Source organism: Chitinophaga sp. CF418, assembly GCF_900142925.1.
Classification (GTDB): Bacteria; Bacteroidota; Bacteroidia; order Chitinophagales; family Chitinophagaceae; genus Chitinophaga.
The window spans coordinates 143958-170301 of the sequence record NZ_FRCN01000017.1; the positions used below are offsets into that span (position 1 = coordinate 143958).

At 46.7% G+C, this 26344-nt stretch carries 22 protein-coding genes; 10 read left to right on the forward strand and 12 right to left on the reverse strand.

The features are described from left to right. The first annotated feature begins 242 nt into the window (after nt 1-242). From F3I09_RS30380 to F3I09_RS30410, 7 genes are all read left to right on the forward strand, one after another. A complete protein-coding gene (locus F3I09_RS30380) occupies nt 243-1601 on the forward strand; it encodes a pyridoxal-phosphate dependent enzyme (RefSeq protein WP_149698818.1) in 1359 nt (452 codons plus the stop codon). A 48-nt stretch (nt 1602-1649) separates the two neighbouring features. Continuing rightward, nucleotides 1650-2474: an ABC transporter substrate-binding protein gene (locus F3I09_RS30385; RefSeq protein WP_149698819.1), complete on the forward strand. Its 825-nt coding sequence runs from the start codon at nt 1650-1652 to the stop codon at nt 2472-2474. Between the two features lie 245 nt (nt 2475-2719). Continuing rightward, nucleotides 2720-3787: a class II fructose-bisphosphate aldolase gene (fbaA, locus tag F3I09_RS30390; RefSeq protein WP_149698820.1), complete on the forward strand. Its 1068-nt coding sequence runs from the start codon at nt 2720-2722 to the stop codon at nt 3785-3787. Nucleotides 3788-3996: 209 nt separating this feature from the next. Next, the gene (gene accD, locus F3I09_RS30395) at nt 3997-4845 is read left to right on the forward strand and encodes an acetyl-CoA carboxylase, carboxyltransferase subunit beta (protein ID WP_149698821.1); all 849 of its coding nucleotides are present in this window, start codon (nt 3997-3999) and stop codon (nt 4843-4845) included. Nucleotides 4846-4955: 110 nt separating this feature from the next. Then, the gene (gene smpB / locus F3I09_RS30400) at nt 4956-5393 is read left to right on the forward strand and encodes an SsrA-binding protein SmpB (protein ID WP_149698822.1); all 438 of its coding nucleotides are present in this window, start codon (nt 4956-4958) and stop codon (nt 5391-5393) included. A 20-nt stretch (nt 5394-5413) separates the two neighbouring features. Next, nucleotides 5414-6550 (forward strand): hypothetical protein, encoded by a 1137-nt coding sequence (locus F3I09_RS34240; RefSeq protein ID WP_188134020.1) that lies wholly within the window; start codon nt 5414-5416, stop codon nt 6548-6550. A 228-nt stretch (nt 6551-6778) separates the two neighbouring features. Beyond that, a complete protein-coding gene (locus F3I09_RS30410) occupies nt 6779-7273 on the forward strand; it encodes a hypothetical protein (protein ID WP_149698823.1) in 495 nt (164 codons plus the stop codon). An 11-nt stretch (nt 7274-7284) separates the two neighbouring features. Here the strand turns inward: F3I09_RS30410 and F3I09_RS30415 are convergent, their stop codons facing one another. After that, on the reverse strand, nt 7285-7926 hold the full coding sequence (locus tag F3I09_RS30415) for an START domain-containing protein (protein WP_149698824.1): 642 nt from the start codon (nt 7924-7926) through the stop codon (nt 7285-7287). Nucleotides 7927-8109: 183 nt separating this feature from the next. On the opposite strand from F3I09_RS30415, the gene F3I09_RS30420 reads away from it, so the two are divergent. After that, nucleotides 8110-10521 (forward strand): ABC transporter permease, encoded by a 2412-nt coding sequence (locus F3I09_RS30420; protein ID WP_149698825.1) that lies wholly within the window; start codon nt 8110-8112, stop codon nt 10519-10521. A gap of 177 nt (nt 10522-10698) precedes the next feature. On the opposite strand, the gene F3I09_RS30425 is transcribed toward F3I09_RS30420, so the two are convergent. The 10 genes from F3I09_RS30425 to F3I09_RS30470 all read right to left on the reverse strand — a co-directional run bounded on the left by F3I09_RS30425 (nt 10699) and on the right by F3I09_RS30470 (nt 22102). Next, on the reverse strand, nt 10699-11724 hold the full coding sequence (locus tag F3I09_RS30425; protein ID WP_223233440.1) for an LLM class flavin-dependent oxidoreductase: 1026 nt from the start codon (nt 11722-11724) through the stop codon (nt 10699-10701). Between the two features lie 38 nt (nt 11725-11762). Next, nucleotides 11763-12317, reverse strand: coding sequence for a YceI family protein (locus tag F3I09_RS30430; protein WP_149698826.1), 555 nt, complete (start codon nt 12315-12317; stop codon nt 11763-11765). A 271-nt stretch (nt 12318-12588) separates the two neighbouring features. After that, nucleotides 12589-13041 carry a ribonuclease HI gene (rnhA, locus tag F3I09_RS30435; protein ID WP_149698827.1) on the reverse strand — a complete coding sequence of 151 codons (453 nt, stop codon included), beginning with the start codon at nt 13039-13041 and terminating at the stop codon, nt 12589-12591. A gap of 33 nt (nt 13042-13074) precedes the next feature. Continuing rightward, on the reverse strand, nt 13075-14712 hold the full coding sequence (locus F3I09_RS30440) for an acyl-CoA carboxylase subunit beta (protein ID WP_149698828.1): 1638 nt from the start codon (nt 14710-14712) through the stop codon (nt 13075-13077). 111 nt (nt 14713-14823) lie between these two features. After that, nucleotides 14824-15519, reverse strand: a complete 696-nt coding sequence (locus F3I09_RS30445) for a C40 family peptidase (RefSeq protein ID WP_188134021.1) — start codon at nt 15517-15519, stop codon at nt 14824-14826. A gap of 12 nt (nt 15520-15531) precedes the next feature. Next, nucleotides 15532-16713, reverse strand: a complete 1182-nt coding sequence (locus F3I09_RS30450; RefSeq protein WP_149698830.1) for a CapA family protein — start codon at nt 16711-16713, stop codon at nt 15532-15534. Nucleotides 16714-16941: 228 nt separating this feature from the next. Further along, the gene (locus F3I09_RS30455) at nt 16942-18780 is read right to left on the reverse strand and encodes a glycoside hydrolase family 76 protein (RefSeq protein ID WP_149698831.1); all 1839 of its coding nucleotides are present in this window, start codon (nt 18778-18780) and stop codon (nt 16942-16944) included. A gap of 511 nt (nt 18781-19291) precedes the next feature. Continuing rightward, on the reverse strand, nt 19292-20227 hold the full coding sequence (locus tag F3I09_RS30460) for a bifunctional helix-turn-helix transcriptional regulator/GNAT family N-acetyltransferase (protein ID WP_149698832.1): 936 nt from the start codon (nt 20225-20227) through the stop codon (nt 19292-19294). Nucleotides 20228-20336: 109 nt separating this feature from the next. Further along, nucleotides 20337-20804 (reverse strand): cytochrome c, encoded by a 468-nt coding sequence (locus tag F3I09_RS30465; RefSeq protein WP_149698833.1) that lies wholly within the window; start codon nt 20802-20804, stop codon nt 20337-20339. Nucleotides 20805-20806: 2 nt separating this feature from the next. Then, a complete protein-coding gene (locus tag F3I09_RS30470; RefSeq protein WP_223233441.1) occupies nt 20807-22102 on the reverse strand; it encodes a sorbosone dehydrogenase family protein in 1296 nt (431 codons plus the stop codon). Nucleotides 22103-22183: 81 nt separating this feature from the next. On the opposite strand from F3I09_RS30470, the gene F3I09_RS30475 reads away from it, so the two are divergent. Next, on the forward strand, nt 22184-22819 hold the full coding sequence (locus F3I09_RS30475) for a Crp/Fnr family transcriptional regulator (protein WP_223233442.1): 636 nt from the start codon (nt 22184-22186) through the stop codon (nt 22817-22819). 244 nt (nt 22820-23063) lie between these two features. Here the strand turns inward: F3I09_RS30475 and F3I09_RS30480 are convergent, their stop codons facing one another. Next, nucleotides 23064-24788: a T9SS type A sorting domain-containing protein gene (locus F3I09_RS30480; RefSeq protein WP_149698835.1), complete on the reverse strand. Its 1725-nt coding sequence runs from the start codon at nt 24786-24788 to the stop codon at nt 23064-23066. Between the two features lie 311 nt (nt 24789-25099). Between F3I09_RS30480 and F3I09_RS30485 the strand changes: the two genes are divergently transcribed. Beyond that, nucleotides 25100-26092, forward strand: coding sequence for a hypothetical protein (locus F3I09_RS30485; RefSeq protein WP_149698836.1), 993 nt, complete (start codon nt 25100-25102; stop codon nt 26090-26092). Nucleotides 26093-26344: the final 252 nt, after the last annotated feature.

The following is a 26344-nucleotide window of genomic DNA, read 5'->3' on the forward strand; positions in this document are numbered from 1 at the left end:
CCGGTAACCACAACAAAACACAATACAACCCCGTCAGGGGTTACGTGTTTGTAGCCCGGGGTGCAACCCCGGGGATAGGGCGCAACCCCGGAAATCCGGTAAACACAACAAAACATAATACCCCCGGGAACCGGTTGATCCTCCGGGAATGAAAAACACATTTTAGGCCCACCAGAGGCATCGGGCACGATGACTTAAAAAGCGGAAATTCCTTACTTTCGCCAGAGTCCAACAAGATTTATATGAAATTTTGCAATAGCATACTCGAAACAATCGGCAACACCCCCCTCGTTAAATTACACCGCGTTACCGCCGGCCTTCCATGTCCGGTACTGGCAAAAGTTGAATTCTTTAACCCCGGCAACTCTATCAAGGACCGCATGGCGGTTAAAATGGTCGAAGAGGCAGAGAAACAGGGGCTGCTAAAACCCGGCGGCACCATCATCGAAGGAACCTCCGGTAACACCGGTATGGGCCTGGCATTGGCTGCAGTGATCAAAGGATATAAATGCATCTTTACTACCACCGATAAGCAATCCAAGGAAAAAGTAGATATACTCAAAGCGGTAGGCGCAGAAGTGATCGTCTGTCCTACGAATGTGGAACCGGAAGATCCCCGTTCCTATTACTCAGTGGCTCGCAGGCTGGCGAAGGAAATTCCAAACGCGTTCTACGTGAACCAGTACGACAACCTGGCCAACAGGGATGCCCATTATGAACAGACAGGCCCGGAGATCTGGGAACAGACAGACGGAAAGATCACCCATCTGGTGGTAGCTACAGGTACCGGAGGTACTATTACGGGAGCTGGTAAGTTCCTGAAAGAGAAGAATCCGGACATACAGGTATGGGCAATAGACAGCTACGGCTCCCTGCTGAAGAAATACCATGAGACCGGCGAACTGGACATGACTGAGGTATATCCTTATATCACGGAGGGTATTGGCGAAGACTTCATACCGCAGAACTATGATATGAGCGTGATCGATCACTTTGAAAAGGTGACCGATAAGGACGGCGCCGTAATGGCCCGCCGCATTTCCAAGGAGGAAGGTATTTTTGTAGGATATTCCGCCGGATCAGCTATATCGGGTTTATTACAGCTGAAAAGCAGGCTGAAACCGACTGACCTGGTAGTAGTGATCTTCCATGACCATGGCAGCCGTTATGTAGGGAAGGTTTATAATGATCAGTGGATGATGGAACGCGGATTCCTGGATGTGAAGACCGTCAAGGATGTAGTGAATGGCCGCCGCAACCAGCCGCTGGTGACTATTGACCAGGAGGAGAAAGTGAGTGAGGCTATTGTGAAGATGAAGAAGTACGACATTGAACACCTGCCGGTACTGCATAATAACCAGATCGTTGGGGCTATTTCCGAAGGAGGGCTTTTCAATCGCCTCATAGATGATGTAAACCTGAAAGATGCGCAGATCAAGCAGGTCATGCAGGCTGCTTTCCCGGAAGTGAGCATGGATACGCCGATAGAGAAACTAAGCGTTTATATCAACAAAGAGAACGGGGCAGTGATCACCAAGGATGATGGCGGCAAGCCGCATATTGTAACGAAATACGACATCATCCAGGCCCTGGGAAGCTGATATTCGCGCCATAGCGGTTAATAACCTACTAAAAACAACAGGCAGCTGATGCCGTTAATAAATATTTACAAAGACCAGCTGGGGCGGGAAGTGAGCATCCCTTACCCGCCCCGCCGGATCATCTCACTGGTCCCTTCGCAGACAGAATTACTGTACGACCTGGGACTGGATGAAGAAGTGATCGGCATTACAAAATTCTGTATCCATCCAGCCGAATGGTTCCGGCATAAGACACGTATAGGAGGAACCAAACAACTGCACCTGGAACAGATAGTCGCCCTACAACCCGATCTCGTTATTGCCAACAAGGAGGAAAATACAGCAGAACAGGTGCAATACCTGATGCAACATGTGCCTGTCTGGGTCAGCGATATCCACTGTCTGAATGATGCGCAGGACATGATCAGGAGTATCGGCAACATGACCGGCAAAAGTGAACACGCAGGCCGGATAGCAGACAATATCTCGCTCGGTTTCAGGCATATGGAAGAAACAATGCAGGGCCGGACACCGCTCCGCACGGCTTATTTCATCTGGCGGGAACCGTGGATGGTGGCGGGCGGAGATACTTTTATTCATACCATGTTAAACTATTGCCGGTTTGAGAATCTTTTTACCGGAACGCCCCGTTACCCGGTTATTGACCTTGGCCAACTGAAAAGCAGCGATTGTCAGCTGGTGCTACTTTCTTCGGAGCCTTACCCCTTTAAAGAAAAGCATATCGCGGAATTACAGGGGCTATTGCCAGGGGTACGTATTGAACTGGTGGATGGGGAAATGTTTTCCTGGTATGGCAGCCGGCTGGAGAAGGCGGCGGTGTATTTACGGGAATTCAGGGAGAGATTGGGAGAATTACCACATCTGATACGCTGACAGGCAATATATGAAAAGATCAACCTTAGACAACCGGAAGAGAGAGTGGGATGCATCGGACAATATCGAATCAGAAGGGCCAAATCTATGACCAGCAACAATAATTTGCCCGAAAAAATGACGAATTCCTATAAAAATCACTCATTTTTTTGTGATTCACACAATTCTAAATCAGAAATCTACTATAATAGTTAATCTTTAGTACTTATATTTGCTGTCCTTAAATGTAAAACAATCCGAAAGCTATGGGAAAATACAGAGCTGGCGTGTTATTCGGCGAAGAGCTGGATGCGCTGTACAATGATGCCAAGAATAACGCATGGGCAATGCCTGCTGTTAACGTAGTAGGTACCAATTCCGTAAACGCAGTACTGGAAACCGCTGCCAAAGTAAATTCACCTGTAATTATTCAGTTTTCCAATGGTGGCGCGCAGTTCTTTGCCGGTAAAGGAATGCCGAACGACAAACTGCAGGCAAATATTGCCGGTGGTATCTCCGGTGCAAAACATGTACACGAGGTGGCAAAATACTACGGTGTTCCTGTAGTACTGCACACTGACCACGCCGCTAAGAAATGGCTGCCATGGATCGATGGTTTGCTGGATGCCGGTGAAGTTTTCATGAAACAGACCGGTCAGCCACTGTACAGCTCCCACATGCTGGACCTCTCTGAAGAGCCACTGCACGAGAACATAGAAACTTCCCTGAAATATTTCGAGAGAATGAACAAGCTGGGTATGTCCATCGAGATCGAGCTGGGCGTAACTGGTGGTGAAGAAGATGGTGTGGACAACTCCGGCGTTGAGAACCACAAACTGTATACGCAGCCTGAAGAAGTAGCTTACGCTTACGAAACACTGTCTAAAGTAGGCCCTCGTTTCACTGTAGCTGCTGCTTTCGGTAACGTACACGGTGTTTACTCTCCAGGTAACGTAGAACTGCGTCCTGTGATCCTGCACAACAGCCAGGAATTCATCCAGAAGAAACATGGTACTGCTCCTAAACCAGTATACTACGTATTCCATGGTGGTTCCGGTTCACCTAAACACCAGATCAACGAAGCGCTGGGTTACGGTGTAATCAAAATGAACATCGATACCGATATGCAGTGGGCATTCTGGGAAGGTGTACATGATTTCTACGAAGCGAAGAGAGATTATCTGCAGGCACAGCTGGGTAACCCGGAAGGTGCAGATAAGCCAAATAAAAAATACTATGACCCACGCGTATGGCTGCGTAAAGGCGAAGAAACTTTCGTTAAACGTCTGGAAGAAGCCTTTGTGGACCTGAACTGTGTGAACAGGAACGCATAATCCGCGAAGCGGTATAATTTATAGATCCTCAGGAAGTCATTCCTGAGGATTTTTTTGTAAATACGTTTTTATTATACCACTTATATATATATCTTTCCAATCAAATTATTGGTTGCCAGGTACTTTAAGTATAAATCTCGGGGTAGAATACTTTGGAAGTTAATATAATTTGTATCTTGCACAACTATTTTGTAACCTAATAGCACAATATGTCAAGCTGGTTTAAGCGCATTAAACAAGGCATTCAAACGTCTACAAGTGAAAAGAAAGAGGCGCCGGATGGGTTGTGGCACAAATGTCCTAACTGCAAAAAAACCTCTACAGTAAAGGATCTGAAGGAGCACTATTATGTATGCGACAAGTGTAATTACCACAATCGCATCAATTCGGCTGAGTATTTCGAAATCTTATTTGACGATAATCAGTTCGAAGAACTTTTTGATAACATCTATCCGAAAGACTTCCTCGGATTTAAAGACCTCAAGCCTTATGGCGCGAGACTGATAGACGCACAGAAGAAATCAGGACTGAAAGATGCAATGCGGGTAGGTGTTGGTAAGGTACAGGACAACGACCTGGTGATAGCCTGTATGGACTTTGCCTTCATTGGTGGCTCTATGGGTTCCGTAGTAGGTGAAAAGATCGCCCGTTCCATCGATTATTGCATTGCGAACAAAATGCCGTTGATGATCATCTCCAAATCAGGAGGCGCCCGTATGATGGAAAGTGCCTTCTCCCTGATGCAGATGGCAAAAACGTCCGCAAAACTGACACAGCTGGCAGAAGCAAAGCTGCCTTATATTTCCCTGATGACAGACCCTACCACCGGTGGTGTGACTGCGTCTTTCGCGATGCTGGGCGACCTGAATGTTGCCGAGCCTAAAGCACTGATCGGGTTTGCCGGTCCGCGTGTTATCAAGGAAACGATCAAAAAAGACCTGCCGGAAGGTTTCCAGAGCGCAGAATTCCTGCTGGAGCATGGCTTCCTGGACCTGATCATCGACCGTAAGGAGATGAAACAACGTCTGGCAGTGTTATTGGAATTATTTAAACACTAAGCACCAAAACTGAAGAAATCAGGAATTAGGAATTAAGGATTGGAATTAGGGAAGCGCTTCCGGATTTCAATCTTTAATTCCTAATTTTTAGCTCCAAATTATTAAAGAAGATGGCAGAACTCAAGAACAGATCGGCATATTTCGAGTACGCAATAGAGGATAAGTATATTGCCGGCATGGTGTTGACAGGCACAGAGATCAAGTCCATCCGTGGGAGCAGGGTAAGCTTCAACGACTCATTCTGCTATTTCTCAAAAGGAGAATTGTTTGTTAAAAGCCTGCATATCGCCGAGTACTCACACGGCACTTATGCAAATCATGATCCCCTGCGTGAACGTAAGCTACTGCTGACCAAGCGGGAACTGCGGAAACTTGAAAATAAGATAAAAGAAAAAGGCTATAGCATTATTCCGCTTCGCATCTTCATTACCGACAAAAGCCTGGCAAAGATAGAGATCGGCCTGGGTAAAGGTAAAAAGCTGCATGATAAACGCGAAAGCATCAAACAGCGTGAAACGGACAGGGAGATCAGAAGATTCCTGAAATAAGAAAATTTATATTCGAGCATATGCAAAACCGTTTCTGGTGGCTGATTGCCCCTATCCTACTGATACTGTCCTGTAAATCAGGTGAAAAACTGTACAATAAAGGCCGCTATGATGAAGCGGTAATGGCGTTCGTAAAAAAATTACAGAAAAAACCAGAACACACTGTTTCACTACAACTGCTTCCTCAGGCCTATACACAGGCTCAACGTTCCCACGAAGACAAAGTCAATGGTTACATGCTCTCCAACGACCCTTTAAAATGGGAATACATCCGCACGGAATACCGCGCACTCCAGCGTCTGTATGATGGCATTCACGCCTCTCCTGCAGCCCTGGCCATTGTGAAACCTAAAGATTATCGTAATGCTATTACCGGCGCCCAGGAGAATGCGGCCCAGGTAAGGTATGACAGAGGCGTGTCCCTGCTGGAACAGGGCGATAAAGCCGCTGCAAGGCAGGCCTTCGATGAATTCCAGGCAGCCCTCGGTCTGATCCCTAATTACCGCAATTCCGCACAACTCATGGACGAATCTTTCCAGAGAGGTCTTGTGAATGTGGTGATAAGACACGTAGACGTTCGCTCCCCCTACTATCAGTTCAGCGCCGACCAGTTCAGGGATGTGCTGATCCGTAACCTGCAGCAGCGGAACATCAACCGTTTTGTGAAATTTACTGACGAACGCATCGCCCGTGCCAATAAAATACAACCTGACCAGTTCCTGGAAATGAGTTTCAACGATTTCATAGTAGGACAAACCTACGTGGACCGCTCAGAAAGAGAAGTCTCCAAAGAGATCGTTGTAGCTACCGTAAAAGACAGTACAGGTAAGGCTACCATCAATCGCTATGGTACCGTAAAAGCGAAAGTATATGTTGTAAAGGCTACCGTTGTTTCCAAAGGTCTGCTGGACTACCAGCTGATCGATGTGGCGACTAACAATATCATCCGGACCGACAGGCTCCCGGGTAGCTATACCTGGTTGAATCAGTATGGATACTATAAAGGCGATGAACGTGCGCTCAGCGACGAAGACAAGGCCCTGATGGTTGGAGAAGATATAGCGCCCCCTCCTCCACAGGAATTATTCCTGCAGTTCACCAAACCGATCTATGATCAGCTGACCCGTGATATGCAGAACATTTACAACAACATGTAAGAACAGATATTATCATCAGTATAAGAAAGAGCCTGTCCGCCCGTTGGTCGACAGGCTTTTTTTATCCGGGTACCTGAGGGCTTTAAGCAATTTTCAGGAAACTCCTTTATACATCTCCTTTTCTGTTCCGGGGGTATATAACCATTAAATTAATATGTATATTTGCAGACGTAAACAGGTCTGCATCAGCCTGTTACCACAATAACACATACTGCAAACCATAGATCTATGAAGAAACTCGCATTGTTCCTGCTTGCGACAGGCATTTTTGCCAGCGCATGCAAGAAAGACGGGCAAGGGGAAAAGGGGAATGAACTTAAACCAACAGGCGGGGAATTTACGATAGAAGGGAAATCTTACCTGTCAGACTATACTTACTGGACAGGTACAGATGGATTAGTGCTCACCAATCTTCCACAGGCGCCTGAGTATATAGAAAACGCTGTACAGATCTTTGTCGACAGCCTCTATTTCTCCCATACATATACGTACATGGATCGTAACAACGCTGCTTACGACAGGAAGAAGCATTTTTCCAATGCAGTAGTAAAGTATACACCCAGCGGCATATATGGTAACGGACAAGAGATTACGGGTGTAACAGGAGGCACCATGAATGTCAGCAATAACGGAGAAACTTTTACAATAGATTTCAACATTACTGTAGCCGGCAGACAAATGCAGGGTACTTATGTAGGAAAAGTTGCAGGGAAGAAATTTTAATCCGATAACTGTCAGTTCTTTATAAAGGCATACTGCACTTTCTTATACTGCGCCTTGTTGATCTGGTTTTTCAGTTTTCTGAAAGACTCCATAGGGCCTTTGGTTGCAAACAGGTTCACCAGCCATGCAGGAATACTGCCACCAGGATCAGCTTCCAGCGTATACTCAATGTTCACCATGTTATTCTCTGCCGGTGTAATGATCCATTTCCCGGAGGAACGTGTTACACGTACAATACCGTTTTTCTCCGGCATATAGTCCGGCACTACGGGACCATCAATAGTCACTACTTTGGTATGCGGGTCCTGCCTCGCCGTCAGATGACAAACGAAATCCCTGTTACTCAACGGCCAGGGCAATCCAACTTCAGAATAGTAGTAAACCTCTGCGGGAGATACCTGTTTCAGTAAAGAGCTTGATTTAGTGCTGTATAGCCATTCAGTGGCCGTGTTAACATCCAGAATCACTGCTACAAACTGGGATAAGGTAGCTGGTAAAGAACACTTTACCCTGATGCCCTTGTAATTAGAGTTTTCTATAGTCTTGGTATAGATGGCGATACCATCCTTGTTGGTCTTTAAGGTCCAGTTCTCCTGTCCGTAACTTATCAGGCTGAAAAGCAAGGCCAGGCTAATGATCGATAGATGTTTCATGTTCGTCTATAGGTTGAAATCCGTTACAAAACTACCGAACTACAGCGATACTTTTTAAAAGTGAACAGATATTGTACTAAAAACGGACATTTTGGTCCTTACCCCTATTAGTACATTACTGATTATTAACGATTTAATAATCCGGCACTTACTTGGATGATCCTTAGTATATTCCATCATTGTATGTTACAGAGTTACCTTAAAATAGCCTTACGCAATCTCTGGAAGAATAAAATCTTCACCGCCATCAATATAGCCGGTCTGGCACTGGGAATGGCCTGTGCCCTGCTCATCATCTTCCATGTAAAACAGGAGCTGAGTTATGACAAGGGCTATTCCAAAGCAAACCGCATTTTCCGTGTTACCTTACTGGGTAAGGGAGAAAACGCCCGTCACTGGGCTGCCACATCTTTTCCTACCGGCCCCGCCCTACAGGAAGCTTTTCCTGAAGTGGTCAATACCGTTCGCTTTCACAGGCCCTATCCTTACCAGGTATTCAGTTATACTGGTCCCGGTGGCGCCATTAACAAGTTTGAGGAGAAAAACGGCTACTTTGCTGACCCCACGGTAACGAGCGTATTTGATCTTGATTTTGTAGCCGGAGATAAGGCCAGGGCGCTGCTGGAGCCTGATAACATCGTTATTACCGAAAAGATGGCACAGCGATATTTTGGCGGGGCCGATCCTATTGGCAAAGTGCTGCAGGATGCTGTGAACGGCGCTCCTTTAAAGGTAACAGGCGTTATCCGTGAGCATACTTACCCTTCCCATCTGCAGTTCGATTACCTGCTGTCTATGGCTACCATTCACCACCAGCAGAATGACCAGTCGCTATCCAACAGGACCTGGAACGGCTTTTACACCTATATAGAGCTGGACAAAGCCACTTCCTTTGAAAAGTTAAGATCGCGGCTGAATGATTTTACAGTGAAATATTACCTACCAACGGGTGAGACCCGTGAAGAGATATTGGCAGATAGGGAGATCGGCCTGCAACCCATCACCGGCATCCATCTCCACTCCAAACTGGAAAAAGAAATGGCGCCTAACAGTGATATTACCTATGTCAGGATTTTCTCCCTGGCGGCCTTATTCATATTGCTCGTCGCTGCGGTCAATTTCATTAACCTGTATACAGCGCAGGCTTTTGGCAGGATGAAGGAAATCGGCATGCGCAAAGTGGTAGGCGCAACCCAAAAGCAGTTGATCATACAGTTCCTGGCAGAATCGCTGATCACTACCCTGGTCGCCAGTGCATTAGCATTGCTATTATTCAAAACAGCGATTCCTTCCTACAATGAAATAGCATCCCGCTCATTTTATGTGTCTGAGTTGCTTACCTTGCCCAACCTGGGTATCATCGCATTACTGATCATCTTCATCGGCTTGCTGGCGGGTAGTTATCCTGCGTGGAGCGTGGCGCACTTCCACCCTGTCACAGCACTCAAAGGCAAGGGCACGCCGGGATCGTCTGTGAATGCTGTCAGGAAAGGACTGGTTATTTTTCAGTTCGTTGTGTCAGTGTTTATGATCATCAGTACAATAGTGATCTACCGGCAGATCAGGTTTTTCCATGATAAAGACCTTGGATTCGACCGCACACAACTTGCTGGTGTAACTATCTACGGACCGATGTGGCAAAAGTTCGGTTCATTGATCAATGATATCAGCCAAAGCCCTGATATTGCTGACTTCTCCATCGTTTCTACGCTTCCCGGCGACAGATTCAGTTCACAGTCTTTCACACCATTGTCGGCAGATCCTACACAGGAATTTGACAACAGCCGTATCATGTGGTCGGACGAAAGGCTTTTACCCACCTTACAGATCCCTTTGCTGGAAGGCAGGAACTTCTTCAACCAGATGCCGGCTGTAAAGCACAAAGAGTATATCATCAATGAATCAGCCGTGAAGACCTATCACCTGAAATCGCCTGTCGGTGAGCGGTTCATCCTTGATGGAGATACCGGTACGGTGGTGGGGGTAGTGAAGAATTTTAACTTTGCGTCCCTGCATACGCCTGTAGATCCACTTGTTATCAAATACGACCCTTACAGAGCCAATTACCTGTTACTGAAAATAAAGCCCGGACGGATAAAAGCGGCCCTAGCCTTCATGGAAGCGAAAATAAAGGCGTTGACACCAACAGGTACATTCACCTATACTTTCATTGATGATAAACTTAACCGGCTCTATGCATCTGAAAATCAGATGAGCATTATATTCAAAGCCTTCGCCGCCTTTGCAATATTTATATCCTGCATGGGGCTGTTCGGACTATCGGCTTATTCCGCGCAATTGCGTATCAAAGAGGTGAGTATACGGAAAGTACTGGGCGCTTCCTCTTCCTATATTGCATTATTACTTTCGAGGGATTTTGTGAAACTGGTATTCATAGCTATTCTTTTGTCCTGTCCTATAGCCTGGTGGGCGATGGATAAATGGCTCAATAACTTTGCCTACCGCATTCCGATCAATGTATGGATGTTTGTACTGGCGGGCGTATTTGCATTGGTAGTAGCGATACTGACAGTGAGTTATCAGGCGCTGAAAGTAGCGCTGACAAATCCGGTGAAGTATTTGAAAGCAGATTAGTAAGTAGTCTTACCGACTAGTTTGTATTTTTCCGGGATAAGCAGTTTTGATAGTGTTAAATCCTTTTGAAAAAGGATTTAACACTATACCTCAGGCCTGAGGTTCGGGTCCTTTCTGGAACAGCCACTTTAAGTGTCGTTTTAGCGACGCGAACCTGATGAACCAAGACCACTTCGTTTATTTATTCACCAAAGGCTTGAGCTTCGTCCCTATCAACTCAATTGCATGCATCAGTTTATCATGTGACACTTCCGCAGAGTCCATCTGGAAAGTCAGCCTGGATATACCTCCCAAAGCATTCGCATGACGTAATACCTTTTCCGCAATCTCTTCCACGCCGCCGACTAATAACGCACCTGTCGGTCCCATCTGGCTCATAAAACGATCTTTCGTCATCGGAGGCCAGCCACGTTCCTTTCCTACTTTGGTCATACTGGCAGCATATCCGGGGTAGAAATCTTCGATGGCCTGTTCCGTAGTCTCTGCAAGATATCCCAGGGAGTGCAGACCTACCGTCAGTTTCTCCGGTGCATGTCCTGCCCTTCTTCCTGCTTCACGATACAGATCTACCAGCGGACGGAAATGGTGCGTCTCTCCGCCAATGATCGCCACCATCAGTGGCAAGCCCAGTGCTCCTGCACGAACAAACGATTGTGGTGTTCCTCCCACTCCCAGCCAGATAGGCAGCTGTTCCTGGATAGGTCTTGGATAGACGGGCTGATTCTTTAAAGCAGGCCTGAATTTACCCGACCAGGTCACAAATTCATTGTCCCTTATTTCCAGTAAGAGGTCCAGCTTCTCTGCAAAGAGATCGTCATAATCATCCAGGTTGTAACCGAACAAGGGGAAAGCATCGGTGAAAGAGCCTCTACCCACCACCATTTCAGCCCGGCCGCCGGAGATCAGATCTAATGTGGCGAAGTTCTGAAACGCCCTTACCGGGTCTATGGCACTTAATACTGTCACCGCACTGGCCAGCTTTATACGCTTTGTACGGGAGGCTGCCGCTGCCAGGATATGTGTAGGAGCTGCATCCAGGAAGCCTTTCCGGTGATGCTCGCCAATACCAAATACATCCAGGCCAGATTTATCTGCGTGTTCCATCCTTTCCAGCAGTTGGAACATCGCATCTTTGTCACTCAATGCTGCCGCTGCATTGTCGCTGAACCTGGCGGCAAAACTGTCTATTCCTATTTCTATCATATTCTTTATTCAGAGCATTTCTTTCTATCAGTAACTCCTTATTGGGCTGCTGCAACCAATACCGGTTCAGTTACTTTTACCAGCTGGATCTCCATATGCAGCTTCACCTCATCACTCAGTACAATACTTCCTGCTTCAGTGGCCGCATTCCAGCGCAGGCCATAGTCGGCGCGGTGCAGGCGTCCCTTGATGGAAAATCCTTCTTTTTCCTGACCATAAGGATCTGTCACAACACCATTGCGCACTACCTCCAGCTCTATGGCATGCGTATGCCCTTTGATGGTCAGATCTCCTATCACCTTATAGTCTTCCTCAGTAATCTTTTTGATTTTTTTAGATACGAAAGCGATCTTGGGATGATGTGCAGTATCGAAGAAATCGCTGCCTTTCAAATGTTCGTCCCTTTGTTTATTCAGGGTGCTGATACTGGCCGTAGCCGCTTCAAAAGTAATTCTTGCGTCGTGGAAATCCTCGCTGTCGGTCTCAATACTTCCGGTGAAGTCTGTGAAATAGCCACTCACGTTAGTGATCATCAGGTGCTTTACTTTGAATCCAATTTCGCTGTGTGATTCATCAATCTTCCAGTGTGTCATAACTTAGTCGTTTAAGGCATTGATTTAATACCCTAAAAGTAAGCAGCGATATTCTTTCAGTGGTTGCACAGAATTTTGTTAATGGTGGACAAATTTCGAAAAATCATTAAATAAATGTTAAAGTGCAGCAGTAGCCTGGCTGCATTGAGCCCGCCGGTGGTGTGGTGGTGTGTTTGCAGCCCCGGGGGGCAACTCCGGGAGATACAAAAAGGGCCATCCACCATGGCGGACAGCCCTTCAATATCAGAAATGTCTATAATCAATAGATAATTTATCCCTCGAAACCAACATCTTCCAGCCAGTTACCACTGTCTGCGGCCTGTGTGGCCAGTTCATCACAACGGTTGTTCATGGGATTTGTGGAGTGTCCTTTTACCCAATGGAACTTCACCTGATGCTTCTTGAAAGCAGGAATGAAACGTTGCCAGAGATCCTTGTTCTTTTTGTCTTTAAACCCGGTCTTCACCCAGCTCCATAGCCAGCCTTTCTCAACGCTATTGACCACATACTGGCTGTCTGTAAAGATCTTCACAGGCAGTCCATCTCTCTTCAGGGTTTCCAGGCCTACGATCACGGCCATCAGTTCCATCCTGTTGTTGGTGGTGAGACGGTATCCCTGCGATAATTCCTTGCGGACATTGTTCCACATCAGGATAACACCATAGCCACCAGGGCCAGGGTTACCACGGGAGGAACCATCCGTGTAAATAATAACTTCCGACATAGCGGGCAAAGATAAGGATTAAGCGCTATGCTTTTACACCTGGAAAACACCGAGGCTGAATGTATCTTCCACAGGTGCATTATTTGCCGCTGCAATGCTTTCGGAGAGTATTTTACGTGTATCCAGCGGGTCTATGATCTCATCTACCCACATACGCGCCGCGGCATAATAGGGAGTGGTCTGGCTGTTATAACGTGCGGTGATCTCATTCAACAGACTTTTTTCCTGTTCCGGCGTGATCTCCTCACCTTTCGCTTTCAGCGATGCTACCTGTATCTGCAGCAGTGTCTTCGCGGCCTGTTCGCCTCCCATTACGGCGATCTTCGCATTAGGCCATGCAAAGATGAACCGGGGATCATAAGCTTTACCACACATGGCATAGTTACCCGCTCCATAGGAATTACCCACTATCACGGTGAATTTGGGCACTACAGAATTAGCCACTGCATTCACCAGTTTGGCGCCGTCTTTAATAATGCCGGCATGCTCACTGCGACTGCCAACCATAAAGCCAGTCACATCCTGCAGGAATACCAGCGGTATCTTCTTCTGGTTACAGTTCATGATAAAACGGGCCGCTTTATCAGCGCTATCATTATAGATCACACCTCCCATCTGCATTTCGCCCTTTTTACTTTTGACCATCTTACGCTGGTTGGCCACAATACCCACTGCCCAGCCGTCAATGCGGGCATAACCACAGAGGATGGTCTTGCCGTAATCTTCTTTATACTGATCAAACTCAGAACGGTCCACCAGGCGGTGGATGATTTCCAGCATATCGTAAGGGCGGGTACTGTCTTCCGGGATCACGCTATATAATTCCGCAGGATCTTTCTCCGGCAGAGCAGGTGTAGCGCGATTGAAACCTGCGCTGACAGGATCTCCTATCTTACTCACGATCTTTTTGATATGATCGAGACATTCTTCGTCTGAATCAAACTTGTAGTCGGCAATACCGGAGATTTCCGTATGGGTCACTGCGCCACCTAAAGTTTCAGCATCGACAGTCTCTCCGATAGCGGCCTTTACCAGGTAAGGGCCTGCCAGGAAGATAGAGCCGTTCCCTTCCACCATCAGCACTTCATCGCTCATAATAGGCAGGTAAGCCCCGCCGGCTACACAGCTGCCCATTACCGCAGCGATCTGGGTAATGCCCATAGCGCTCATGCGTGCATTGTTGCGGAAAATGCGGCCGAAATGTTCTTTATCAGGGAATATCTCATCCTGCATGGGCAGGTATACGCCTGCGCTGTCTACCAGGTAAATGACCGGCAACCTGTTTTCCATCGCGATCTCCTGGAGACGCAGGTTTTTCTTTCCCGTCATGGGAAACCAGGCGCCTGCCTTTACGGTCATATCATTTGCCACGATCATACACTGGCGGCCGCTGATATAGCCAACACCGCCTACTGTACCGGCTGCAGGGCAACCGCCATGTTCGGGATACATTTCATAGGCTGCAAAGGCGCCTATTTCGTTAAATGGAGTGTCTTTGTCCAGGAGATAGGCAATACGTTCACGCGGGGTTAATTTGCCTTTCTGACGGATTTTTTCGAGGTTCTTTTTGCCTCCTCCCTGTTCTATGACGGAGAGGCGCTGTTTTAACGCGCTGAGAGATCTGCGCATCGCATCTTCGTTCCGGTTCATGTCCAGTTGCTGTGCATCCATATGATTGTTTTTGGTTCATGACCTTTTATCGGCCATGACTAAAAATAAGGAAAAACAGCATGTCATCTGCACATTCGGGGAGCTGGCTTAGGTGTCTTTTGATAAAATATTTTAATAATCGCTCGTATTACCCTCTTCCATCGGCGGCACTACCATGTTGGTAGAATCCACCTGGATCACCCTGCGGGCAGCGATAAGACGTTTCTTGTAGTATTCGCTGTTTGTAATATCGACGATATTCACGCCCTGGTTGCTGGAATGGATCATCAGTACCTTCCCGTTCTCTACTTTGTAGACACAGCCTACGTGTGCGATCCTTTTTTCTTTGGATTTGGTGCTTCTCCTTCCCGCAAAGAACAGCAGATCGCCGGGACTCCAGTCTGAAGGCGTAATGATATTCCCCAGGGAGCTCATATCAGCCGCTGTACGGGGTAAGGTCATGCCGATAACGGAGAAACCGAACTTCATTAATCCACTGCAATCAAAGGCGAAAGGCCCGATAGCGCCGCGGATATATGGTTTGCCCAGCTCTGACTCCAGTACGGCCAGGAGCTGTTTGATATTACTTCTGAGGCCAGAAGTATCGTATGTATTGAGGGTGATGTCGGAATTAGGAAAATATAAACTATCAGGAAGCGGTGGTGGCGTCACCACTTTTTTATGGACAACCGCCTTGTGGGCAGTTGTTTTTTTATGATAGGCAGTATGCTTCTTTACTGGTGCGTGTTTAACTGGTTTCTTCTTTACTTGTGCGCCTGCAGTGGCAATGCTGGCGACGGATATGATTATTGGCAATAACTTCTTCACAATAACAAGGTTTTAATCAAATGTCCCCGCCTCCACCTCCGAGTATTTGAAGTCCTCTACAGATAAAGAACGGATCATTTTGAAAGCTCTCAATGTTGTATCCGGTTTAGGTATGCCCTCCCCCTCTTGCAGGAAAGAAAACACTTTATGCTCCACCAGGTTTCCTTCGCTGGTGATTTTGACCTGCAGCAAAGGTGCAATATTATTGGGATATTTTAAATTGAATTGATGATAAGTTGCAAAATTTCCTAAGCTGTAAGCTATTAATTTTCCTTTATATGTCTCCATTCCCCTTACTACATGCGGTCCGGAGCCTATTACAAGGTCTGCTCCCTCCTGGATACACATATGCGAAAAATGCCTTACATCTCCCCTGTTCTGTCCATAGAAGAACTCCCTTCCTTTAGGAGTATGCATGCGGCCTGAGCCTTCCCCGCCACCGTGGAAGAACACTACCAACAGCTGACAAAGGGGGCGTACCTCAGCAATAGTCGCCTTTACGAGAGAGTCATCGTTCATGTCCAGACAATTGCTGTGAGGGGCAAAGGATACAAAACCTATTCTGGTATTTTTGACGGTCAGGGTATCAAAACGGTGTTGCGGTACACCACTGGTCTTAATATTATTGCTGTCGAGGAATGCCAGGGTATGTTTCACTCCTGACATGCCGAAGTCAAAAGAGTGGTTATTGGCCATGTTCAGGTATTCAAAACCGGCCTCTTTATACCACATAGCACATTTATAAGGTGTGCGGAAGGCGAAGCACTGGCTGGGGTTGGGACCACAGTTCTTATACACTTTAGCGCTGTCTGATACGGCGCTCTCCAGGTTGCCGATACGCAGATCTGTTTGTTGTAAAAGCGGCATCGCATATTGCAGGATATTTCCTTCTTCTGCTGGTGGCAGAAAAAAAGCGGAGGGATAGGAAGAACCTACCATCATATCTCCCACTATAGAAAAACTGATCGTATCAGGTAATGTATCTGTAATGTTACGGGTAGCGAAAACTTTATTGCCTGCCAGTGAATATCCATTTGTTGCCCCTAAGCCTCCGGTATCAACTACCTGTCTGAGGAAATTGGACTTAAACCACGGCATATCCTTTCTATCTCCGGACAACATATATGCCATTGAAAAGAAGATGACAACATTGAAAGAAAATAAATAAATACTCTTTTTGGCACGCTTTGGCATACAGTAGATGATATATTAAAATTGAAATTCAGTCGCTTAATCAACAACAATGTTATCCAAGGGGAACAATAAGATATTCAGAACATCCTCTTTTTACATTCACGAACCGTCCCTTAGGGGTTTACGGTTGCAAATATATACTAATCCGTCTATAATTTACAATAAGCATGCCGGTCCTTCCTCATCAGAACCGGCATGTAGTTTAATAGTTGCTTCTGTTACAAGCAGTTATTTCACAAAAGAAAGTGTGATCTTTTTCCCGTTTTTCACTATCGTGATCCAATATACGCCCGATGGCAGACCGGAAACGTTAATACTGTTACCTGACAGGCGGTTCCTGAGTCTCATCCTGCCCGTCATATCTGTCACCATTATATCTGACCCGCTGAGATCATCCGCTGTTTTTACAAACAGCGTATTGCCTACAGGGTTAGGATATAATATCAATCCTTTTATCGTATTCTTTGCAGGAGCGGTCTGCGCTATCGTTGATGCTGCAGGCGCTGCACCTGTTGCAATGATGCGTAAAGAACTTGTCAGGTCATTGAAATTCTGACTTACCAGACAGTTAAGATCCGTGGAGGTAGTTACAGTAGTTCCTCCGAAATTGTCGTGTTCATAAAGCATCACCTGGTAACCGCTGCTAACTTTCAGGGAAGATATCGCATCATTCGATATCCCCCTTGCCTGCAGCTGCGTCAACGTATAATCTCCTGCCTCCAGGCTTATTACCTCACCGGTATAGTTGCAATCTTTAAAGAAGCTGGCGCCGGCTGTGTAATTAACAATAAGAGAAGAAACACTATCATTCCAGGCGCCGCCAATCCAGGCACTGTTGCCGGAAACAGTCCAACTTTCACCCTGGTAATTATCATTCTTAAACAATCTTACCTGGTAGCCTGCGGGAATGGCAAAACCGGTAATATCATTATTGAGAATACCTTTTGCAACCAGGGCATCTGTATTATAGCTGCCCACATTCAGTCCCCAGTAACTGCCGCCGTAATTAATATCCTTATAGAAGAATGATTGATCCAGCATAGCTGCTGCTTCTATTACTTTCACGCCACTCAGCTGTGTAGCGTAATCTGTACTGCCTGATGGCTGTTGGGACCATACAGTGCCTACCAGGTTGGTAGAAGGATTGATACCACTGGTCTTTAATGTCTGTGCATTAAAGCGGATGGCTTCATTATAACGCGCTCTTGTCTCCGCAGGTATATTTCCTTCGCGTGCCAATTGAGCAAGATAACGGATGAAGATCCCTTTAAAAAGACCACCATCACCACCACCTGTTTCATTGGCAAAGAACATACCGTTGGTACGTCTGCTGTTCATCGCATATTCCGCAGTCTTTACCGCATCATTGAGATAGTTGACATCACCGGTCACTTTATACAGCTCCCAGCCTGCGCCGATGAAAGTGCCGACATTGTAAGAGAAGATCCAATCCTTGTTGGTAACACCGGTATTCAGATTGATATTATCCCACACAGCCCCTGTTACAGGATCTACCAGGTGGGCCTTCATAAAAGTGTAGATATCTTTTATTAATTGCAGGTCCGCTGCGGAGTTGGTAACGCGGTACATCCTTGCTCCAAGGATGATTGCCGGAGCGTTGGCACAGGAATTCTTACATCCGGCACAGCCCTTGTTCCAGTCTATAGCGCCGTTGCTGTAACCGCCTTTAATATCTGTCCAGAGCGTACTGGCCACGTTGTAATAGTCAGCATCGCCCGTTTCATACCAGGCCCGTAAAGTGGCTATACCCATCCAATCCATATCGTCGTAGAAATAATTGATGTACGTGTTGCCGTTAAAACTCTTAACGCCCAGCAGTAATGATTTCATACGTGTTTTATAGGTCTCGGAACGCGTACGCATGTAGCCATCCAGTAATGCATCCACACCATGGGCACACCACCAGTAGTTCTCATTGGGTACGCCGAAATTGTTGTACATGCTGGTCTGTAATGCTTCTGCTGTTGCATTGAAATTGGCAAGCTGGCCTGTGCTGTTGAATTGTAAGCACAGCACCAGTACGGCCACCTGTAAAAGTGTTTTCATGTTTAAATGGTTTTGAATTTTGAAGGATGAGGAATAATGTGAAAGTTGTTTTGATAAGGTTGAAGGTGATCTGTTACGTGGTCGTCAGGCATGTATGCTCCCATACAAGCGATATCAGGTTTCTCCGAACTGATATGCGCCGGCATGACAGCAATGGCCCTGCAGGTCGGTTACTTCTACAGTGACAACCCCTGACAGAGAAAAACAGGCATGGTCGTATCTGCCTGTGAAGGCCGGCTAAAGGTACAGAGACGCCATTGCCCCTACAGGCTACGGACCATAATTGACTGACTGATTGTAAATGGAGGGGAAAAGAGACCTTGCTAAGGGATGTGTCTTTACACAAATCATAGCCGTTTTGCATAGCAAAACTGACATATGGGTTAGCAGATGTTTCATTTTAAGGGTTTTATGTAATAAATACAATGAACCCTGGATGAACTACAGCGAACTAAAAATATCTAAATGTTTTAAATAAAGCAAGGGGGTTAACAATAAAAGTATGTCTTGCTTAAATTAAGTCTATCTCATAACGTTCTTCCGTCAGCTGCAATCCCCACATCGGCATATGTTTCTCTCCTGACTTACGGAAGCCATTCTTTTTAAACAATGTCGTTGCGGCCACCTGCTGGGCGGTGGTAATGAGATAGATTTTCTGGAACAGCTTCTCCTTCGCAGCATTGACGGCTTCTGTCAGCAGGCGTTGTCCAATACCCAATCCACGGTAATCAGGATGCACCAGGAACCAGCGCATCTGTGTAGCATAACGGGAGTGCCCCAGTACAGCTATGGAACCGATGATCTGGTTGCCATGCATAGCCAGGAACACCTGATCCTTGGAGGAATTATAAGCTTCCAGGAACTCGTAGAAGGTTTTGCAGATGTGCGTCTCATATTCGAGGTTATACCCTGCTTCCTTCGCATACAGAGAGCCGTGCATATGCATGATAAACCCGGCATCCCCCGGCTGGAGGTCGCGTCTGAAGGTAATATCATCCGCAGAAATCTTCGCATCATCAGAGAGGATATGCCTTACCGTCTTCATGGCTCCCGCCAGTGCCAGTTGCTGCTCTGAGCCCAGTGGTTCCAGCAATTGGGAAACCTGCTGCGCGGATCCTTCTTCCAGGATCTCCAGCAACTTACGTCCTTTGGGGGTCAGCTGAAGATACCAGGTACGGCCATCCATCGTGGATTTACGCTTGGAAATAAGCTGATTCGTTTCAAAGGTCTTCAGGATGCGGCTGAGGTATCCGCCGTCTATACCAAGGTTCGCAATCAGTTTACCCGCAGTGCATTGATCTTCTTCGTCCCTTAACTTTACCAGTACACGTAATGCCGATAATGATAGATTATTGTCCGCTAAGTGCCTGTTTAACAATTCCGCCAGGCTGTTGTAATAATTATTGAATTCACTAACCTCCCGCACCACTTCTGGATTCACTGACATGTCCCTTAAATTTTCCGCAAATGTTAGAAATCTGTTTGACAAAAGCAATTAAAAAACAGCGGCATTTACCCACACTGGATAAATGCCGCTGTTAAAGTATTCACATTCTTTATTTTATAGTAGCGCGTACCGCGGTCACTTCAGCCGCGGAAACGGTGCTGGCCTTATTGCCGAAGCTATTCCTGACATAAGACAGTATATCGGCGATCTCCTGGTCTTTCAGGGCCGCCTGCGAAGGCATCGGATTGGAGTAATAATCCCCGTTGATCTCTACGTCTTCGTTTAGTCCGTTCAGTAATATCCCGATCAATCTTGTCTTGTCGCCCAGCACATACTCCGTCTTTACCAGCGGCGGATTCATACGGGGTACTCCCGTTCCGTTTTCCTGGTGACAGGAGATGCAGTACTGCTTATAAAGTATCTTACCCTTTGCTATCTGCGCTGTTGCTCCGCCGCCCTGTTTGGCTGTTGCCTGTCTGGCGGCTGCCGGTTTTGCCGGAGCGGGTTTCTTCACCTGCGCACTTGCCGCCAGTGCGCCAATCATCAGTGGCATCGCTGCCAGTATCCATTTTCTCATGCCTATTTAGTCTTATATACGATCCTGTAAACTGTTCCTTTCACATCATCGGTTACATACAGTGAACCATCCGGTCCCTGTGCCAGTCCGCATGGACGGTGTAGGGCATCGCCGGGCGATTTTACCGGGCCGGGGCCTGCGAATCCGTCAGCAAATACTTCCCATTTACCGGAAGGTTTGCCATCTTTAAAAGGCACGAACACTACATAAAAACCGGCCTGGTTCTCAGGAGAGCGGTTCCATGACCCGTGGAAGGCAATAAAAGCTCCATTACGGTATCTTTCAGGGAACTGGTTACCAGTATAGAACAACAAGCCGTTAGGCGCCATATGGGCAGGAAAAGCCACTACAGGCTCCTCTACATTGTCGCCACCAGTCTTTTTACCGTCGCCACCATACTCCGGCGCCAGCATTTTCTTATGCTGGAACGGATCATAGTAGATATAAGGCCAGCCACAATCAGCCCCCTTTTTCAGGGCATACATACATTCTGCCGGCAGGTCGGCCGACTGTTTCTCCGTATAAAGACCTGGGAACAGATCGTGCAGCTGGTCACGGCCGTGCTGCATCACGAACAGCTGGTTGAGCGACTTATTCCAGTCAAGGCCAACCACGTTCCGCAGACCGGTAGCATAGCGTACGCCATCTCCATAAGTCTGATTCTGTTTATCTGCCCTGAACTGCCAGATACCAGCGGCAGAATCCAGGATCGGACAAGGCTGCATACCCATGGAACCAGCTGTCCTGTCTTTTGTCTGGCAGGAGTTGGAGTAGGCACCGATATTGACATAGATATTTCCGTTGTCATCCAGCACGATCGACTTTGACTCATGCTGTCTGCGGTTGATCAGCCCGCTCACTACTGTTTCCGGATGTTCAGGATCAATCACCTGTTGTTGTGCATCCAGTTTATAGCGGTAGATATCTTCGTTGGAAGTGGCATACAGGTAATCGCCTTTCACATAGATCCCTGTACCGCCATAGGCGCCGAAGCCGGTCTTCTTATCAATTTTACCGTCTCCGTTGGCGTCCTGGAGATAAAGAATGCCATTATTGTTCTTTGCCCTGTCCAGTTTGATATAGATACCACCGTTGCTGGTTACGGCGATATGGCGGGTCCTGCCCAGGCTGTCTGCCACTTTTAAGGCGCCGAAACCGGCAGGTAATTTCAATCCGGCATTGTTGGCGTCCGGTTTAACGTCGGTGGCGCCCGGTTTGCCCGGACCGCCCGCAAATACGGAAGTGGTGATGGCTGTCATTGCCATGGCAACGATCAGACACACCTTTGTCTTTTGCATCAGCATATGGTAATTGGGTTTTATGAATAAAGCCACGGGGAAATTACGAAAACTGACAGCTTTACCTTACTATTTTTTAAGATGGTTGCTATATTTGTTTCCGAAGAAACCAGTCTTATGAGTGCTACGCCACCACTATCAGATCTGCATCAGCTTATTGTAACACACGTTCAGAAACGGATCAGTCTTTCTAAGGAAGAACAGGAACATTTTTGCAGCTTCCTTACTTTACGCAAGCTGCTGCCCAGGCAGTACCTCCTGCCACAGGGGGAAATATGCAAGCATGAGAGTTACGTCTGCTCGGGTTTCCTCCGCTCCTTTTATGTAGATGATAATGGTGATGAACATACCCTCCACTTCGCCATGGAAGACTGGTGGATCAGTGATTCCAGCAGCTTTATACCGCAGGTCCCTTCCAGGATCAATATCGTTGCACAGGAAGCGACTGTTGTGCTGCAGATAGATAGAAAGGGACTGGATCAGCTTTTCACAGATATCCCTGCTTTTGAAAAGTTCTGGCGGATATTGAATCAGCAGGCTATGATCTCTCAGGATCAGCGTATTTTAAACTCAATTTCAATGACGGGCGCTGAGCGTTATGAGGCGTTGATAAAGAAATATCCGACATTGGAACAGCGGATGCCGCAGAAGCATATAGCGTCGTTTTTAGGGATTACGCCGGTGTTTTTGAGTCAGATCAGGAGCGGGAAGAGGTGAAGGGGCAGGAAATTCACAAACTGGCGCTGAGAACTGCCGAAAATAATCTTGTTGAAGCCGTAGGGGTTGCAACCAGTATCAAAAATGGATGGTTGAAGAATACTACGCTATTGCTGCCGCCAGAGGAAAAAAGGGTGCTATCGGCCATAAGTTGCTACCAGGATTTTTATCTAATTATTTTCAGAAAAAAGCGTCCGGTAGATATCAGATCTACCGGACGCTCCTATAAATAACACTTGCTTTCTTATCTCGCTATGATCACCTTCTGGGCATCAAAGGTTTTTCCATTCCCCGTTTGCAGGATGTAAACATCCGGTTTCAGCCCTTCCACATTAATCGTGGCGCGGGAAGTACCGGCAGGGAACAACTGTTTGCGCAGCAAATTCCCCATTTTATCGCTGAGCCTCAATTCGCGGATATCCCATACATCGCTGGCAGCTTGTTTTTTCGCAGCGCCAGATGTAGATGCTGTACTTACTACCAGTGTACTGGACGCCGGGTTAGGCGATACCACTACTTTGGCGGTGCCTGATAAATCCGTAGCACACCGTATTATGTGAAAGTCCGTGCTACTGCTTTCCGAACCACAGCTATTGGAGGTGGTAGCCATGATCGTATATGACCCAACGCCGAATTTATGGGAGATCTCTGCCGTTGTAGCCGAAATGGTACGCCAGATTCCATCGCCCGATGTAAAGGTCCAGGTATAGGGCTCGCCACTGTTCGGAATTGCAGTGAAAGTACTTGGCTGAACAATGTTGCCCGGCTGGCAGAATACTTCCTCATCAATACCGAAAGGAACAGGCGCTGTTCCGCTATACCCAATAGCTTTGCTAACCGTCAGGCTCCCACAGGGCGCGCTGATATGAGCCGTAAGCGTTACATTTCCATTCACCGTAAGCGTAGTAGCATCGCCGGTAGTACTCCCCAGGCTTCCATTGTCCCCGGCATTAAGGCTCCAGGTAACGGTGGCGCCACAAGGTAAAGCCCCATTAAAGCTATAGTTGCCAACCACGCCGCCGCACAATTGTGCAGGACCTCCAATAGTGGCAGAAAGCGGAGACACATTAACAATAGCGGTATCCGTTTCATAACTCAATGCATCCCTGTATACCGTTACGCTTACAGGAGAGGGTGCTACACTACTACAGGGATCGGCCGAAAGGGTAATGGCGGTAAGGTTTGTTACAGTGATAGATTCCGGCGCAGGTTGGCCGTTATACAACCAACCGTTAGGCACAGGTCCTAAATGCCATACATAAGACGTGATGCCACCAACGGAATTTACATCTGTGACTTGAAACAGTCGTGAAAGTCCCTGGCCACATTCTTTTGTCAGACTGGTAGGCGACAGCGTAAACCGGGGCGCTATTTCCGTAATAGTGATCTCGCCGATGGCTGTCAGGGTGTACATATTACCGGCGCCTCCCCAGGACAGTACGCCTAAATAACTGAAATCCTGGTCTGCATTAAATTCGCAAAATATCTGCTCATCCTGCGAGTCATTCAGAGAAACCGTACTCCTGGAATCAAGTAGCATCGATCCCCAAAACGACTGCCTGATCGCATCACAAGCGGTGGGCATGCCGCTTACCGGCGTGGGTAAAGTGGTAAAGGTAGTAAATGAAAGTTGCGGAATACCAGTAGTGGCCTGGTTCGCCGCTTTCCAGGCACGCCCGCTGATCTTATACAGGTAACCGCTTTTAAAAGGATATTCAATAGCATACGCGGCGCCTAACTTGGTCGCGGAGGTGCTACCATTCTGACATTTCAGTAAGAGTGTGTTATTAAATATGCCAGCGCCGCCGTACACCGGATAATGTTTATATCCATCTATCGATACCGGTGTGCTGGTATTAAATACATTGCAATCATTAGTTAAACCAGTATTGGTATAATGAATGGTCTGGGCGAAGGTATGTAACGACAGTAACATACCTCCCACAAGGGAAAGGAACTTGGTTCTCATAATAATACAGGGTTTTGGATTAAATTGTGTACTGCATGATATGCCGTTGGATAAAGTGTCTGTTAATGTTATGCATAACGGGTAACATTCCAAATGTAGGACTAAATTTAATACATTGCAAGGGGCCGGTGAACGCACAAATATATCAAACACTAAGACAATCACTTAATGTAGAAAATATTTTTATAACTATCATTTGGTTCGGAAACGCTTCGCTACTGCGTACAAAAAAGCAAAGTCTGTGGCTAAGCTGAAAGTCAAATACCTTATATTCATATTATTTATTATTCGCCCAAAACGTACCTGACGCCATGAATATTCAGCGTGACGAAGTGTGGAAACTGTTATATCCCAGGGTTATCAGCACCCTATCCAAAGGCTATTGTAACGGCTTATTTAACCCGCAAAATGATAAACTCTTTGCGGCCACTTTTGTAACTGACTTTCCAACTGCTGATGACCTGGAATTTTTGAAGTCGCAATTTGATGGTGGGTACTCCATCATCAGTAGTCCATCGGGATCTTCTGGACAGGAAGGATGGCGATCCTTACCTCCAGGAACCGGTTTGCAGCCTGCTGAATGCAAAGCTTATAGTGTCAGTTTTCATGGAGCCTGTTATGAAGGTGAATGGTTCATTATGCCATGGCTGACATTCTTTGAAACTGCAGATGAAGAATTGGCAAAAAATAGTGTTTTCCCTGCTGATGTTTTCAATAATACTATTTATTTACCATACCAGGCACGTTCACCATCATATATTAATGTCCAAATGTTGGAATTTTCAACGGCCCCCTATCTGGTAGCCATTGTCAAACAAACTAAAAAGGAAAAGATAAACCAGGCATTCAGGTATTACCTGGAAATTACCGTATTGCAGCCATTAGCAGAAAAACTGCGAATACACTATTCCTATAAGTATGATAGTATGGTAGGCATGTATGGAACCGAACATTTTTCCAGCATATTCCCGGTAAACAAACGTTCTGTTCTGCTTGTGACCGGGGCAAAGGGCCTGGCAGAAAACGGCTATACCGTCAGGTATCTCTTGTATATGCCGGAGGAAGGAAGCATTTACGAGTGGGAATACTTTCCTACTCGTAACACCAGCTTTCATGATGCAGAATCTGTCATTGACCAGCTAAAGACTGTTACATACTGGGATAATCCCGGTTACCTTCATTCTTCCTGCACGCTGGACGATGATCGCTTTTGGGAGCAACACGTTTTCCTGCAGGAAAATGGAGAATACAAGTATTTACGTGAATTGACATTTAACGGCAACAGTCTTTCATTACAGCTATGAAATTAGAATATCATTCCCCTCCATTCGAGCTCTCTACGCAAGACTCGCTTGCGATGGTTGACTAGACCTTGTCGAACAGGATTGGCTACCTGTCGGGTAATTTCGAGGTGTTCATCCAAAAATCCCCACCTCACGGACTTTGCACAGTGCAATCGAAAATGTTCCACTACTGGGCACATAAAAATACAAGACCCACTCTAAGAGCGGGTCCTGCATTTTATGCTATTTCACGTTATCCTGTAAGTATTTCAT

What these genes read in the sequence shown, in the direction of transcription:
- F3I09_RS30380 (WP_149698818.1), top strand. Translation starts at nt 243, where the DNA reads ATGAAATTTTGCAATAGCATACTCGAAACAATCGGCAACACCCCCCTC.
- F3I09_RS30385 (WP_149698819.1), top strand. Translation starts at nt 1,650, where the DNA reads ATGCCGTTAATAAATATTTACAAAGACCAGCTGGGGCGGGAAGTGAGC.
- fbaA (WP_149698820.1), top strand. Translation starts at nt 2,720, where the DNA reads ATGGGAAAATACAGAGCTGGCGTGTTATTCGGCGAAGAGCTGGATGCG.
- accD (WP_149698821.1), top strand. Translation starts at nt 3,997, where the DNA reads ATGTCAAGCTGGTTTAAGCGCATTAAACAAGGCATTCAAACGTCTACA.
- smpB (WP_149698822.1), top strand. Translation starts at nt 4,956, where the DNA reads ATGGCAGAACTCAAGAACAGATCGGCATATTTCGAGTACGCAATAGAG.
- F3I09_RS34240 (WP_188134020.1), top strand. Translation starts at nt 5,414, where the DNA reads ATGCAAAACCGTTTCTGGTGGCTGATTGCCCCTATCCTACTGATACTG.
- F3I09_RS30410 (WP_149698823.1), top strand. Translation starts at nt 6,779, where the DNA reads ATGAAGAAACTCGCATTGTTCCTGCTTGCGACAGGCATTTTTGCCAGC.
- F3I09_RS30415 (WP_149698824.1), bottom strand. Translation starts at nt 7,926, where the DNA reads ATGAAACATCTATCGATCATTAGCCTGGCCTTGCTTTTCAGCCTGATA.
- F3I09_RS30420 (WP_149698825.1), top strand. Translation starts at nt 8,110, where the DNA reads ATGTTACAGAGTTACCTTAAAATAGCCTTACGCAATCTCTGGAAGAAT.
- F3I09_RS30425 (WP_223233440.1), bottom strand. Translation starts at nt 11,724, where the DNA reads ATGATAGAAATAGGAATAGACAGTTTTGCCGCCAGGTTCAGCGACAAT.
- F3I09_RS30430 (WP_149698826.1), bottom strand. Translation starts at nt 12,317, where the DNA reads ATGACACACTGGAAGATTGATGAATCACACAGCGAAATTGGATTCAAA.
- rnhA (WP_149698827.1), bottom strand. Translation starts at nt 13,041, where the DNA reads ATGTCGGAAGTTATTATTTACACGGATGGTTCCTCCCGTGGTAACCCT.
- F3I09_RS30440 (WP_149698828.1), bottom strand. Translation starts at nt 14,712, where the DNA reads ATGGATGCACAGCAACTGGACATGAACCGGAACGAAGATGCGATGCGC.
- F3I09_RS30450 (WP_149698830.1), bottom strand. Translation starts at nt 16,713, where the DNA reads ATGCCAAAGCGTGCCAAAAAGAGTATTTATTTATTTTCTTTCAATGTT.
- F3I09_RS30455 (WP_149698831.1), bottom strand. Translation starts at nt 18,780, where the DNA reads ATGAAAACACTTTTACAGGTGGCCGTACTGGTGCTGTGCTTACAATTC.
- F3I09_RS30460 (WP_149698832.1), bottom strand. Translation starts at nt 20,227, where the DNA reads ATGTCAGTGAATCCAGAAGTGGTGCGGGAGGTTAGTGAATTCAATAAT.
- F3I09_RS30465 (WP_149698833.1), bottom strand. Translation starts at nt 20,804, where the DNA reads ATGAGAAAATGGATACTGGCAGCGATGCCACTGATGATTGGCGCACTG.
- F3I09_RS30470 (WP_223233441.1), bottom strand. Translation starts at nt 22,102, where the DNA reads ATGCAAAAGACAAAGGTGTGTCTGATCGTTGCCATGGCAATGACAGCC.
- F3I09_RS30475 (WP_223233442.1), top strand. Translation starts at nt 22,184, where the DNA reads ATGGTTGCTATATTTGTTTCCGAAGAAACCAGTCTTATGAGTGCTACG.
- F3I09_RS30480 (WP_149698835.1), bottom strand. Translation starts at nt 24,788, where the DNA reads ATGAGAACCAAGTTCCTTTCCCTTGTGGGAGGTATGTTACTGTCGTTA.
- F3I09_RS30485 (WP_149698836.1), top strand. Translation starts at nt 25,100, where the DNA reads ATGAATATTCAGCGTGACGAAGTGTGGAAACTGTTATATCCCAGGGTT.